This is a genomic window from Paenibacillus thermotolerans (assembly GCF_028745515.1).
Classification (GTDB): domain Bacteria; phylum Bacillota; class Bacilli; order Paenibacillales; family YIM-B00363; genus Paenibacillus_AE; species Paenibacillus_AE thermotolerans.
Map to the genome: position 1 here is coordinate 31,154 of NZ_JAQZSG010000004.1, position 13,208 is coordinate 44,361.

The following is a 13,208-nucleotide window of genomic DNA, read 5'->3' on the forward strand; positions in this document are numbered from 1 at the left end:
CATGAATTCACTTTATTATGTATTGCTTCTGCTGACGAGCATGCTTTGGGCAGGAAACTTTATCGCGGGCAAATGGGTGGTCGACGACGCTTCGCCGATTACATTGATCGTGCTGCGCTGGGTGATCGCAGCTGGCATTTTGCTGCCGTTCGTATGGATCCGGGAGAAGCGAATCCTTCCTCCGAAATCCGCGTGGCTGCCGCTTGCGGGAATGGGGGCGACGGGCGTCGTCCTTTTCAATTATTTCATGTTTTTGGCGCTCGAGCATACGACCGCTGTCAATGTCGGATTGCTGTCGGCAATGAATCCGATTGCGATTGCGTTCGTTTCGGCCATTGTGCTGCGGGAGAGGTTGTCAATCAAGCAAACGGCGGGGATGGTGGTTTCGCTCATCGGGGTGATCGTCGTGCTGTCGGGAGGAAACTGGGCTTCCATCGCCTCGATCCGTTTTAATATTGGGGATTTGTATATGCTGGCGGCGGTGTTGACGTGGGGGGTATACTCGGTCGTTTCCAAGCGGGCGATGGAGAACATGTCTTCCTACGCTTCTACGCTCTGGGCGGGCATTCTCGGCGGCGTTATGATGATTCCGCTGCTGCCTTCCCATTGGGAGATGACAGGAAGTTCGGCTTCGTTTTGGTTTTCGGCGGGATATTTGGCCGTAGGCGGAACGGTGCTTGCGATGGTGTTTTGGAATGCGGGCGTCAAAAAGATCGGCGGGACGCATTCGGGCATGTTTTTGAACTTCAATCCGATTTTTACGGCCATCCTTGCGTTTCCGATTTTAGGCGAGCGGATGGGCTTTGCCCAGTGGGCGGGGACGGCGCTTGTCATTTGCGGGGTATACGTGTTCTCCTCCAAACGGGCGCTCCTCTTTAGCGTAAAGCATAAATCTACTCCATCATAGGAAATCTAAGGCAAAACTCTTCTTGAAAAGAGGGCTTGTACATGCCTGAACTGCCTGAGATGGAAACGTACCGGATGCAGCTGACGAACGCGGTGGCCGGGCGAACGATTGAAACGGCGGAAGTGACGAGGGAAAAAACGATTAACGTGCCTGTTGCGGAATTTATAGAGACGGTATCCGGGAGCCGCATCGACCGAATCGATCGAAGGGCGAAGATGCTGCTGTTTCGGCTCGATAACGGCGCTACGCTGCTGCTTCATTTGATGCTGGGCGGCTCTATGTTTTGGGGGACGGAGGAGGAGGCTCCGGACCGGACGGCGCAGGTGAAGCTGGTCTTTGTCCGGGAAGACCGGCGTTTGTTTTTTCACGGGCTTCGGCTCGGATATCTTCACCTCTATCAAGAGGATGAGCTTGCCAGGAAGCTTGCGAAGCTGGGACCCGACGCGCTCGCTCCGTCGATGAATGCGGAAACGTTTGCCGCCAGGATCAGGAAAACGAGAGGAGCGCTGAAAAGCGCGCTAACCGATCAAAGCGTCATATCGGGCATCGGAAATTGCTACAGCGACGAGCTTTGTTTTTTGGCCGGCATTCAGCCGCTGCGGACGGTGGCTTCGCTCGATTCGGCGGATTGGGGCGCGCTTTATACGGCGATGCATTCGACGTTCGCCGAGGCGATCCGGTACGGAGGGTATATGGAGACGCCGTTTTTTGCGGGCGATACGCATACCGGAGGCTACAACGACCGATGCAAAGTATATGACCGCGGAGGGGAGCCTTGCTTCCGATGCGGCGCGGCCATTGTCAAGTCGGAGCTGGCGGGGCGGAAAGTTTTTTATTGCGAGCAATGCCAAGCGGGAGTGCGGGATGAAGTACGTCGGCTGTCACATCAGCATTAGACAAGGGTTTTCGGGCGCCGCACGGACGGCCGCGGCCATCGGCGCAACCGCCTTCCAATACTTCCCTAAAAATCCCCGCGGATTGAGCATTAAGAAATTCAGTCCTGCCGACGCGGCGGAATGCAAGAGCATCTGCGCCGAGCACGGAATTCAAAGCATCGCCCATACGACCTACGCCACCAATTTGGCGGCGGAAGGCGCACTGCGGGAGCCGACGGTGCTTTCGCTGCGCAACGATCTCGAAATCGCCGACGCGTGCGGTTCCATTGGCGTCGTCGTCCATTTCGGCAAATGGAAGGGCGGCGCCGATCCGCTGGAAGGCTACAAGGTGATCTTATCGGCGCTTAATGAAACGCTGCGAGGTTATGAAGGAAGCGCGCTGCTGCTCATCGAGAATCAAGCCGGCGAAGGAACAAGTATAGGCACGACGCTGGAAGAGCTTGCGAGCATTCGCCAGCTGTCCGAATTTCCGGAGAAAATCGGCTTTTGCCTCGATACGTGCCATTTGTTCGCCAGCGGCGTTTGGAACGGCGGAAACTTGGGGGAATTGGTGCAAAGAGGCCGAGAGCTCGGATATTTCGAGCAGTTGCGCGCGCTTCATTTGAACGATTCGGTTTATCCTTCCGGCTCGCGGCGCGACCGCCACGCGAATATCGGGGGAGGGCACATCGGAGCGGACGCGCTCGCTGAGGTGCTGCGCACGGAGGAGATCCGCAGCATTCCCGTCGTCCTGGAAACGCCGGTTCCGCCGGGCTCATCCCATCAAGAAGAAATCTCTTTCGTCCGGACACTTGCAAATTGATAAGCCAAAAAGTACACTTCCCAAGAGAACGATATTGTACGAACAGGTAGATGGAGTGGGGGAGTGCGCTTATGATCCGCATATCTGACGTAAGTTTTATCCGGGAAGAGAAAACGATATTGAACGGCGTTAATTGGAACGTTAATGCAGGCGAACAGTGGGTGCTTCTTGGAGCGAACGGCTCCGGCAAAACGACGCTGCTGGAAATCGTGAACGGGTATCAGTTTCCCAGCAAGGGAAAGGTCGAAGTGCTCGGCCACACGTATGGCGAAGTGGACTTGCGGGAGGTGCGCAAGGAAATCGGCTATTTGAGCCAATCGCTGTTCGAAAAGCTGACGCCGCGCGATCCGTTGTGGGAGGCCGTCGCGACCGGAGAGAGCGCGTTTCTCCGATTTTATACGGAGATTAGCAATGAGCTGAAGGAGCGCGCGATGGCCCGATTGGAGCAGGTCGGGCTTATTCGGCACGCTGAGCATCCGATCGGCACGTTGTCCCAAGGGGAGCGAAAGAAAGCGCTGCTTGCCCGGGCGCTGATGGCCGGCCCGAAGCTGCTCATTATGGACGAGCCGTGCTCCGGCCTGGATATTTACGAACGCGAAAAGTTTTTGGAAGTGGTGAACGGGCTCGGTTCGGACGCAACTCTCGTTTACGTGACGCACCATATCGAAGAAATCATCCCTATTTTTACGCACGTGGCGATGATTCGCGCCGGCGACATTACGGCGGCGGGCGGCAAGAAGGAAGTGCTGACGAGCGCAAATATGGAGCGAACGTTCGGCGTCGCAGTACAATTGGAATGGGAGGACGAACGGCCGTGGGGCAAGGTGAAGGGATTTCCCCCGAAAATGAAGTAACAAGGTCTTCGTGGGTCGGGACGACCAACCGCGGGTCTTATTCGTATGCGTCCGAGGAGCTGAAGCGGCTGCTTGGTTCGGTTCGCGTCGCGAAGCTGACGGACGGCGATGTGTTTCGATGGGATGCTTCCGTTTCCGAAGAAGAAACGCTTGAAGCGATTCGGCGCAAGCCTCCGATTTTTTTGCGCCATGTATTCCCCGTTCAGCTTGAAGCGGCTGCGGCCGGGACGGCTGACGATCTGCTGCGCATACAGGAGCTTGTAAGGAATGCGGGCTGGGGCGAGCTTAACAGGAAGCGTGTTGCCGTACAAGCGCGCAAAGCCGAAGGCTTCAAGACGGCATATTGTATGCTAGATGTGAAACAAGCGATCGACGACGTGTTGAGTTCCGTCTATTCGGCGGAGCCGTCGGTGAAGGAAATGGATTACGTCATCTCCGTCTTCTTGACTTCGGATGCCGCTTTGATCGGCTGCTCTACGCCGGAGGAGTCGTTGTCCTCTTGGTCGGGGGGCGCCGTTCATTTCCGCAAGGAAGACGGCGATATATCCCGGGCAAAATTTAAGCTGATGGAGGCGGAGCAAGTTTTCGGAATCGACTTTTCGTCGTTTCGCACCGCCATCGATGTCGGGGCGGCGCCGGGCGGATGGTCGTCCTTCCTGCTTGAACGCGGTCTTGCGGTTACCGCGATCGACCCGGCCGCCATGCATCCGTCGCTGCTTGCGAACCGGAGCTTGAAGCATCTGCGCGTGAACGCTTCCGAGGCTCGGCTGCCCGAAGGCTCGGCCGATTTGCTCGTTTGCGACATGAGCTGGGAGCCGCGCCGAATGGCTCAGCTTGTCAAGGCTTTGCTGCCGGCCGTCGCAAGCGGCGGTACCGTGGTAACAACGGTAAAGCTGATGCACGGCAAACCGTTCGCCACGCTGCGAACCATCGAGGAGACATTTGTACCGCTGCTTAAGCTTGCAGGCGCAAGACAGCTGTTCCACAACCGGGAAGAGCTGACCTGTCTTTGGGTGAAGCAGTAAAAATTTTCCTTGACCGTATCCCTTTTCGAAACGTATACTTTGGCTAAGCAGACCGCAGTGTGCGAACCACACTGCTGTTTGCTTTTCATTTTTTTCGAGAGGATATGAGAGGCCGAACATGGAAAAGAGCGGGGAACGGAGGTTTGCTGAGGGAGATTGCATTGAGGAACGTTACCGGATCCTCAAACCGATCGGAGAAGGGGGAATGGGACGCGTATATTTGGCGGAAGATTTAAGGCTGTCCGGTCAGCGGTGGGCGGTGAAGTGGATTCCGTGGGACGAATACGACCCCGATCAGCCGCTGAAGGAAGCGAAGATGATGATCGATTTGCAGCATCCTTCTCTCCCCAGAATCGTTGATTTTATTCCGATGAAGGAGGAGGGAGGCTGCTGCCTCGTAATGGACTATTTGGCGGGCGAGACGCTGCTGGCGCGATCGGCTTCCTGCGGACATACGCTGCCGTGGCAAACGGTCGCCGAATACGCTGTGCAGCTTTGCGATCTGTTGCATTATTTGCACAGTCTGGACTCCCCCATTGTGTTTCGGGACGTAAAGCCGTCCAATGTCATCGTCGGACATGACGGCAGCGTGAAGCTGGTCGATTTCGGCATCGCGCGAACGTATAAAGCCGGTAAAGAAACGGATACGGTACATATCGGCTCGGTCGGCTTCGCCGCTCCGGAGCTGCTCGCCAACCGCCAGACGGACCGGCGGGCCGACTTGTACTCGCTAGGCTCGCTGATGTATTTCCTGCTTTGCGGAGGCCAGTATTATAATTTTACGAAAATTCCGCTGGAGCAGGCTGCGCATTCGATCCCGTCCGAGCTGGCCGTCGTCGTTCGAACGCTGCTCGACGAAGATCCCGACGGGCGGTATAGCGATGCGTTGGCGGCCAAGAGGGCGCTAGCCGAGGTGCTCGCCGAGTATGAGCGGCTCACCTTTTCCGAAGAGAACGACGGTATGAAGCATGCGGCTTTACATGACGGGACTCGTTTTGCCTCCGTATCGGGAAAGCGAACGGTCGTAGCCGTGTGCGGGCTTTTTCCCGGGGCCGGAGCGACCTTTGTATCCGTGGCGCTTGCCAAGCTGCTGGCGGAACGCCGCCTCCGGGTCGCGTACGTCGAATGCCCTTGGCAAAAGGGGGACGCAATGCTTGCGATGCGGAGCGAAGCCCAAGGCACCGGAAGCAGCTGGCAGGAGGGGACGCTTACTTGGAATTTGACTGCGGAGCGGTATGAGCCGGGCCAAAGGCCGCATTCGCCGGAAAGCATATACAAGCTTTTATTTGAGATGAAAGCGGATTTGTACATAATCGATGTGTCGTCCGAAGCGGATGAGCAGGCGATGGAGACGATTATCGAGATGGCGGACGAAACGGTGGCCGTCGTGGCTCCCGATCCTTCATTGCTCCGCAGAGCGAAAACAACGGAAAACTGGAGCAGAATCAAAGAAAAGAGCTCGAGCGGCCGGCTCCGTTGGGTGGCGAACCGCGTTCCGGGAACGGCAAGAATCCCCGATTTTTATCGCTTGTTTTCTCAAAAGCCCGACTGTACGATAGCCGAATTTCCATATGATCTGGTCGTTTCGGCGAAATGGAAGGGCAGGTGGGCGCAAGAGGATCCGGCGGTGCGCCCGGCGCTCGAGCATGCGCTGCAGCCGTTGGCGGATTCAATAGCGCCGCACGACGGCAGAAGAGAAGGCTTTGCCGCGTCTGCCAAAAAGTGGCTTGTCAACGGATGGCGAATGGACTATAATAAACACAAATCTTAATATGATGTGAATGCGGAAGCACCGCTGACCACTTTAGGTCTGCGTGTGCTTTTTTTGTTGTACGGAAAGGAGGAGACGGCAAGCTTGGCCAGAAGGATCATCGCCATTTGCGACCCTGATTTGGATTATGCGGTAAGAGTCGCGAACGCCGCCAACCGGGCGGAAGGGAGGAGGAATGTCGAGGTCGTCGCATTCGGCGACCCAAAGGCGCTGTGGGAATACGGCTCGCAGGAACGGCCGTCGCTAGTAGCCGTTCACGAACTGTGGAAGCATTCCGTGAATGAGGCGATCGCATTGGCCCCTGTCGTATGGCTGTCGGAAAGCAAGTCCGCTTTAAGAAGCGCGGAAGCGGTTGTGTTCAAGTACCAAGCGGTACCCGAGTTAATCGACGCCTTGTGCAAAGCCGGAGGGATTGAAGACTTGTCTTCAGGCGAGGGAGCCGGCCGGAAGAGCGTTTCGGTAGCGGTCTGGTCCGCAGGCGGCGGAACGGGAAAGTCGACGCTTACGGCATTGCTGGCGGAGGAATGGCTTCGGTCCGCGGGAGGAGGAGTGTTTTGCCTAAGCTTGGAAGCGGGCGCTTCCGTTTCGACGTGGCTTCAAGACGAAGGACGGCATGATATGTCCGCATGGCTATACGAGCTGAAAAGCGGCCGGCAGGATCGGCTGAAGAACGCGTTGGACGGCGCCGCTTGGAGACGAGTGGAGCATTTCGGCAGCGACGGCTTGCTTCGGGAAACCGCTCAGATGGCGAAGCAAGACGCCTCAGCATTAATTCGTTTCTTAACGGGTCATGAAGGCTGCCGCGCGGTGTTCATCGATTGCGACCACGGCTGGAGCGGGCGAAACGAAGCCGCATGGGAGGAGTGCGACTTTATCGTTTGCATAACGAATGACGAGCCTGTTTGTTCGGCGAAGACGAACAAGTGGCTGCGGGAGTGGCCGGGCTGGCAGGAAACCGGCGTTTACCGAAGGAAAGCGGTTTTCGTCAACAATAAGGTTTTGCCCGGCGCCGCATTGCGAGAACCGAGAAGCGGATATGATCTTCCGTATATCCCGGAGTGGAAGCAATCGGCAGACCGTTCCGTCCATCGGTATCCGTCGTACCATCAAATATTGAGACAGCTGGTGCTCCGATTCGGGGGCGGCAGGGGCGGCGTATGATTTCGGAAGAGTGGATTCGCAGCGTTCGGGATGAAATAAGGAGCACGCTCGATTTCGCCGAGCATGTTCCCGAAGAGGAGCTCATGGAAGAGATCGAGCGGGTTGTTTCTTCGATCGCAAAAGTGCAGCTTTGGACGTCGGAAGAGCGGCTCGGCGTCGTCAGGCGCGTGTTTCATACGTTTCGCGGATTGGACGTCATTCAAGCTTTGGTGGACGATCCGACGGTAACGGAAATTATGGTCAACTCTCATGATGAAATATTTTTCGAGCGCAACGGGGTGATGCATGCGTATCCGCATCGGTTCGAATCGAGGGAACGCTTGGAGGACATCATCCACGGCATCGTATCGAAGGTGAACCGAACGGTGAACGAATCGTCGCCGATTGTGGATGCAAGGCTGCCGGACGGGTCGAGAGTGAACGTCGTTATGCCGCCTGTCGCTCTGAAAGGGCCCGCTCTGACGATTCGCAAATTTCCGGAGCGTCAGTTGACGATGGCGGATTTGATCGGGATGGGGGCGATTACCGAGGAAGGTGCCGCTTTTCTTCAGCGGGCGGTCGTACGGAAATGCAATATATTTGTCAGCGGCGGGACCGGCTCGGGAAAGACGACGCTGCTCAACGTGCTCGCCCAATGGATTCCGGAGCAGGAGAGAGTCGTCACGATTGAGGATTCCGCCGAACTGCAGCTGCGAACGGTGAAAAATGTCGTTTCGATGGAAACCCGCAACCCGAATACGGAAGGCAAGGGGGAAATCACCATCCGCCAATTGATTCGAGCTTCGCTTCGCATGCGTCCGAACCGGATTATCGTCGGAGAGGTTCGCGGAGCGGAGGCGCTCGATATGCTGCAAGCGATGAATACGGGTCATGAAGGCTCCTTATCGACGGGGCATGCCAATTCGGTCCGCGATATGCTGAGCCGGCTGGAAACGATGGTGCTGAGCGGGGCCGAGCTGCCGCTTGAGGTGATCAGAAGCCAGATTGCGTCGTCCCTGCACGTTATCGTTCATTTGGGGAGACGAAGCGATTACTCCCGTAAAGTGATCGAAGTTACAGAGCTTGAGGGGCTCATGGGCGGAGATTATGTGCTCAATCCGTTGTTTCGGCTGATGGAAACCGATTCGCCTGAAGGGAGGAAAGAAACATTACAGCCGACAGGAAATCGAGTGAAAAGGTTGTTCCAGTAATTTCGTTTTATCATTACGGCTTGCGGCGGAGAGCGGTGTCCTGCGGAACGGGTGCAGCGATCGGTTTTACGATCGGAATGCTGTTCTACGACTCTGTTTTATTTTCCCTGGCGCTGTCGGTGATCGGGGGCTTTCTCGTTTCGAGAGACGGCACCCGGCATGTAACGTCCAGGAAAAAGCTGCTCGCCGCGCAATTTGAACACGCGCTGCAGTCGATTTCGTCGAATTTGTTTGCCGGCAAATCGATGGAGAATGCAATCGCGAGCGCAGCTCTCGATTTACGGCTGATGTATGCCGGACAATCTCCATACCTTGTCGTGGAGCTCGAAAGAATCAAGCGTATGCTGGAACACGGCATTCCGATCGAGCAAGCGCTTGATGATTTTGGAAGACGGCTGCAAATTGCGGATATTGCGGATTGGATCGATGTGTTTCGCACGGCCAAACGTTCCGGAGGCGACCTGCTCGCGGTTATGCGCCATACATCCAGAGCGATCGGCGAAAAAATGGATTTAGAGCGGGAGCTGGCCGTCATGGTGGCGGGCAAACGCTTCGAATCGAATGTGCTCGCGGTCGTCCCGCTGCTGCTTTTGGCCGGACTTAAACTCGGCTCGCCCGATTATATGGCGCCGCTTTACGAAGGCGCCGGCAGATTCATTATGACAGGCGCTTTATTGACGCTTTTATTCAGCTTTTATTTGACTAGAAGATTTATGAGGTTCGAGCTATGAACATGCAGTCTGTGGCAGAAGCAATGATAGCGATAAGCATGCGGGTAAATGAACGTTTGAGAATAACGGAAGCCATCGCCGTACACGCGCCGGGAATCGTGCGATCGGTAACGATTTTATACGGCAAAGGCGAAAGAGGCGGCGCTCCGCTGCAGCGCTGGACGGCAACGGTTACGGCGGCTTGCGGCTGCGGTCTTCTTTTTGCAATCGGAGCGTCTCTCCTATTTCAGGATGCGGCCTTTTCTTGGTTCGGTGCTGCATTTTTCGCGTTGGTACCGCTCTTGATGTGGAAGGATTTGGAGCGGAGGACGAAAGAGCGCCACAGAGCGTTCGTCTCGGAGCTTCCGGTTTTCGTTCATAAGATGTCGCTGCTGATCGGTGCGGGAGAAACGGTGCAGGGCGCTTGGGTTCGCGCTTCGCTGCCGTCCGTAAGGCATTCGGCTCATCCGCTGTACGAGCAGCTGGAGCGGATGCGCAACGAGCTGAACCAATCGGTCCCGTTCGCAAGAGCGCTGGAGCTATTCTCTCAAAGATGCGGCATTCCGGAAGTCAGTTTCCTGGTAACGACTACGCTGATGAACTATAGACGGGGAGGCGAGGCGTTTGCCGCCGTTTTGCAGCAAACGGGCAGAACGATGATTGAGAAGAAACGCGCACTAATGAAGACGATGGGTGAAGAGGCGTCGACCAAAATGGTGTTTCCGATGGTGCTTATTTTTGGGGCGATGATGTGCGTGGTCGCCGCGCCGGCCGTCATGTTGATGGGCAATTCATTATAAGGGAGGAAAAAAGCATGATGAACAAAGTTCGGAATTGGGGCAACCGGTTTTGGAAGGATGAAGAAGGCATCGGTACTCTGGAAATGCTGCTGATCGTTGCCATTATACTCGTTATTGCGATAGCGTTTCGCAAATGGATTATGAAGTGGGTGAACGATTTATTCCAAAAGACGCAAGGGCAAGTCACCAATACGATCAACGACAATACGATTCAGCTTCCGTAATGGGCTTCCGTGTCGCCGGACCGTTGCGCAGCGAACGGGGCAGCGCTTCGATCGAATCCGTATTCGTGCTGCCGAGTCTATTCCTTATTACGTTACTGTTGATGCTGGGTGCCGTTTACGCCATGCAAAGCGGCTGGACGTACTCCTCCGCAGCGATTGCGGCGGACAGGACGGCGCACGCTTGGGATAACAGCTACAAGCACGCCGTTACCGGGATGTATGTTCCGCTCCAGCAAGATCCGCTGTATTGGCGGCTGCTACATGACGGTGCGGAAAGCTGGTTTTATCCGAGCGATGCCGAGTATACCGCAAGCGTTGATTTTCCTGATGGCGTACAAGCAGCGTCGTCGCTGACCCAGAAGAAACTGGCGAGGAGCGCCGAGGTGTTCGCGGGCGAGCTTTACGGAAGCGTCTCGTATTTGAATCAAGGCTGGAGCAGGAAGGCAATCGTTGAAACGGCTCACCCGTTTCGTGCGCCGACGTTATTCGGCATCCGGTGGAACCGGCTGACGGCCGGAAAGTCGGAGGAAACGATCGTTGAGCCGGCGGAATACATTCGAAATATTGAACTTGTGCGCTCGTATTTGATGATGATCGAGCAGAAGTGGGACATGGGGACGATTCGCAACGCATTGTCTCCGTTTCTGGATCGTACGAACGATTCGCCCGCTAAGGGCAGAGAGCTGCATTTCTCCGTTCATGCGGAAGCGGTCCGTTATCTCAGAACGCTTGTCCGAGGGAGGGAATCAAGATTTACGACCGGGGAAACCGGAACTTGGCGTCTGGTCGATGCGCTCGACGGGCAGGGCATAGCGCATCAGGCGTACCTAGGGGCGAAAAGCCTAAACACGGATATGCGAACACAGCTTTTGAAGGATGTGGAGTTGCTGCGCAAAGGAAAAGTAAAGGGGGTTGTGTGGCATTTCTTCCGAAGAACGGGAACCGATTCGGCCGGCCCGAACGCCGCTTTGCGAAAAGAGCTCGAAAAATACGGCATCGCAATTATCGTTCACGAATAACGGAAAGAAGCGCCTCGATGAGCGAGGCGGAGTCTCGGTATATTTGCTGATCGTCATGGTTTCGCTCCTATTATTTTTTGCGCTTCTTCTTGATATCGTGAGGCTGCAGATGGCGCAAGCGGAGACGGAGGAAGCCGCGCGCGCATCCGGCCGGTCGTTGCTGTCCAGGTTTAATCCGCAGCTGCTTACCTACGGTTTGTTCGGAAGCGGCTGGACCGAGCAGCAGCTGGACCAAACGCTCAAGGCCGTGATTAGGAGCGATTCATCGGATTTGTTTGACGGAAAGGTGCGCAAAGATCGGATCGTTGCGGAGCCGCTTTACCATTTGGGCGATCATACCGTATTTCGAAGACAAGTGCTTGAGAAAATGAAGTATTTGGCGGGAATCGAGTTTACTAGGGAAGTAAGAGACAAAATATCGCGCAGCAAGCAGCAAATTGCCCAGGCGCAGCAATTTGCCCAGCTGTCCCAGCGGCTCGAGGCTTTGCTTAAGGAACGGGAGCGGGAGCTTGATTCCGCATGGGAAATTGCCCAAACGCTGGTGCAAACCGCCCTGCTTACATCCGGAAACGATGAAATGAAAGAAAGCGATACCGCCGAATTGCAGCGGCTGCTAAACGCGCTTACCGATCACATGCACAAAGCTCAAGAAAGCAACGACCGGTTGCGGCTTGAACTGAGCCAATCGCAGTCGAAAGGAAGCCGGCCGCCGGCGGAGGATGCCGTTGTTCCTCACGTCAGCGTGCTTCCGGAAGATTACTTCAGACAGTATCTCGTTAAAGCCGGCTCCGTTGTTTCGCTATTCGGAGCGGCGGCAACGGCGGCTAGAAACGGCGACGGCGAGGGGACGGAAGCCGCCAGGGCAAGGCTTGCGGATTTCGCAAGCGGCTGGTTGTCCGTGAAAGCGAAAGAGGAGGAGAAACGCCAACGGGAACAAAGCAAAGTAAGGCAGCTGCAAGCCGATGAAAAAAACAAAATGGATCGTGAAGTAAAGCAAGCGGCGGAGCTGATCAAGGACGGTTGTTTGCCGACGGGCACGACGGAATACGCCAATGTGACGGAGGCATACCGTAAGCTGGAGGGCAAAGCCGGGTTGTATCAAAAATACAAGGAATACAACGAGCACCTTTCTTCCGGCGGGATTACCGAGATGGAATGGGATGACGGGCAAACGTTCGGTCTTCAGTCGTTAACGATGCTAAGCACAATCAGCGAAATGGCTGAGGACATAAGGGACGAAGTGCTAGTAAACGAATTTGCATTAACTTTTTTTACGCACCGCACATGGGACAACATGAAATATCCTCTTCGAATTTCACCGGATATCGGAGACCGCGCAAGCCATGTACTGAAAAATCAAGAAGCGGAGTACATCCTCTACGGCTTTCCCAACTGCATGTTGAATTTGAGCGCCGCGCATACCGAGGTGTTCGGACTGCGCATGGCGATTCGAACCATAGAGGCGCTGATGGAGCCGAAGCAGGCGGCCGCCGGTTCCCCGATTTTGGTTCTGCTTGCGGCTATGACCGAAGGAGCGAAGCGGGGACACGCGGATACGGTTAAGCTGCTGTCGGGGGAATACGTAGATTTACCGTTATTACCCGGAGTTGTCATGAGCTACAAGGATCATCTCCGTCTGTTTTATATGCTGCACAGCCGCGACGCTTCCGTATTATCCCGGATGCAGGCTTTAATCGAATTGAATACGACGGCCGACTTAATGAAGCATTATACGGCCGTTCGAATAAAGGCGAGGTCTTCGCCGAATGTATGGGTGTTGAAAGGGATCGCGGAAATAGGGAGAGAGGCGGTCGTTTCTTATTAATGCTCCGATTCTTTTGAAGCGCAG

At 55.5% G+C, this 13,208-nt stretch carries 13 protein-coding genes; all 13 read left to right on the forward strand.

Annotated features, from left to right (window positions below; translation table 11 throughout):
- The first annotated feature begins 1 nt into the window (after position 1).
- The 13 genes from PT964_RS04960 (at position 2) to PT964_RS05020 (ending at position 13,184) form a co-directional block, all read left to right on the forward strand.
- The gene (locus PT964_RS04960; RefSeq protein WP_274362228.1) at positions 2–907 is read left to right on the forward strand and encodes a DMT family transporter; all 906 of its coding nucleotides are present in this window, start codon (positions 2–4) and stop codon (positions 905–907) included.
- A 41-nt stretch (positions 908–948) separates the two neighbouring features.
- Complete coding sequence (mutM, locus tag PT964_RS04965; protein ID WP_274362229.1) at positions 949–1,803, forward strand: bifunctional DNA-formamidopyrimidine glycosylase/DNA-(apurinic or apyrimidinic site) lyase; 855 nt, start codon at positions 949–951, stop codon at positions 1,801–1,803.
- Positions 1,772–2,605, forward strand: a complete 834-nt coding sequence (locus PT964_RS04970) for a deoxyribonuclease IV (RefSeq protein WP_274362230.1) — start codon at positions 1,772–1,774, stop codon at positions 2,603–2,605. Before mutM ends, PT964_RS04970 begins: the two co-directional genes overlap by 32 nt.
- A gap of 71 nt (positions 2,606–2,676) precedes the next feature.
- On the forward strand, positions 2,677–3,459 hold the full coding sequence (locus tag PT964_RS04975) for an ABC transporter ATP-binding protein (RefSeq protein WP_274362231.1): 783 nt from the start codon (positions 2,677–2,679) through the stop codon (positions 3,457–3,459).
- Positions 3,420–4,484 (forward strand): SAM-dependent methyltransferase, encoded by a 1,065-nt coding sequence (locus tag PT964_RS04980; protein WP_274362232.1) that lies wholly within the window; start codon positions 3,420–3,422, stop codon positions 4,482–4,484. The genes PT964_RS04975 and PT964_RS04980 overlap by 40 nt, the downstream gene beginning before the upstream one ends.
- A 118-nt stretch (positions 4,485–4,602) precedes the next feature.
- On the forward strand, positions 4,603–6,255 hold the full coding sequence (locus PT964_RS04985) for a serine/threonine protein kinase (protein WP_274362233.1): 1,653 nt from the start codon (positions 4,603–4,605) through the stop codon (positions 6,253–6,255).
- 84 nt (positions 6,256–6,339) lie between these two features.
- Positions 6,340–7,416 (forward strand): CpaE/TadZ family protein, encoded by a 1,077-nt coding sequence (locus PT964_RS04990; RefSeq protein ID WP_274362234.1) that lies wholly within the window; start codon positions 6,340–6,342, stop codon positions 7,414–7,416.
- Positions 7,416–8,606, forward strand: a complete 1,191-nt coding sequence (locus PT964_RS04995; RefSeq protein WP_274362399.1) for a TadA family conjugal transfer-associated ATPase — start codon at positions 7,416–7,418, stop codon at positions 8,604–8,606. Before PT964_RS04990 ends, PT964_RS04995 begins: the two co-directional genes overlap by 1 nt.
- A 35-nt stretch (positions 8,607–8,641) precedes the next feature.
- Positions 8,642–9,337 (forward strand): type II secretion system F family protein, encoded by a 696-nt coding sequence (locus tag PT964_RS05000; RefSeq protein ID WP_274362235.1) that lies wholly within the window; start codon positions 8,642–8,644, stop codon positions 9,335–9,337.
- A 56-nt stretch (positions 9,338–9,393) separates the two neighbouring features.
- Complete coding sequence (locus PT964_RS05005; RefSeq protein ID WP_274362236.1) at positions 9,394–10,116, forward strand: type II secretion system F family protein; 723 nt, start codon at positions 9,394–9,396, stop codon at positions 10,114–10,116.
- A gap of 14 nt (positions 10,117–10,130) precedes the next feature.
- The gene (locus tag PT964_RS05010; protein WP_274362237.1) at positions 10,131–10,340 is read left to right on the forward strand and encodes a Flp1 family type IVb pilin; all 210 of its coding nucleotides are present in this window, start codon (positions 10,131–10,133) and stop codon (positions 10,338–10,340) included.
- Positions 10,340–11,359, forward strand: a complete 1,020-nt coding sequence (locus PT964_RS05015; protein ID WP_274362238.1) for a hypothetical protein — start codon at positions 10,340–10,342, stop codon at positions 11,357–11,359. Before PT964_RS05010 ends, PT964_RS05015 begins: the two co-directional genes overlap by 1 nt.
- On the forward strand, positions 11,253–13,184 hold the full coding sequence (locus tag PT964_RS05020) for a hypothetical protein (protein WP_274362239.1): 1,932 nt from the start codon (positions 11,253–11,255) through the stop codon (positions 13,182–13,184). Before PT964_RS05015 ends, PT964_RS05020 begins: the two co-directional genes overlap by 107 nt.
- The last annotated feature ends 24 nt before the right edge of the window (positions 13,185–13,208 follow it).

What these genes read in the sequence shown, in the direction of transcription:
- PT964_RS04970 (WP_274362230.1), top strand. Translation starts at nt 1,772, where the DNA reads ATGAAGTACGTCGGCTGTCACATCAGCATTAGACAAGGGTTTTCGGGC.
- PT964_RS04960 (WP_274362228.1), top strand. Translation starts at nt 2, where the DNA reads ATGAATTCACTTTATTATGTATTGCTTCTGCTGACGAGCATGCTTTGG.
- PT964_RS04975 (WP_274362231.1), top strand. Translation starts at nt 2,677, where the DNA reads ATGATCCGCATATCTGACGTAAGTTTTATCCGGGAAGAGAAAACGATA.
- PT964_RS05010 (WP_274362237.1), top strand. Translation starts at nt 10,131, where the DNA reads ATGATGAACAAAGTTCGGAATTGGGGCAACCGGTTTTGGAAGGATGAA.
- PT964_RS04985 (WP_274362233.1), top strand. Translation starts at nt 4,603, where the DNA reads ATGGAAAAGAGCGGGGAACGGAGGTTTGCTGAGGGAGATTGCATTGAG.
- mutM (WP_274362229.1), top strand. Translation starts at nt 949, where the DNA reads ATGCCTGAACTGCCTGAGATGGAAACGTACCGGATGCAGCTGACGAAC.
- PT964_RS05015 (WP_274362238.1), top strand. Translation starts at nt 10,340, where the DNA reads ATGGGCTTCCGTGTCGCCGGACCGTTGCGCAGCGAACGGGGCAGCGCT.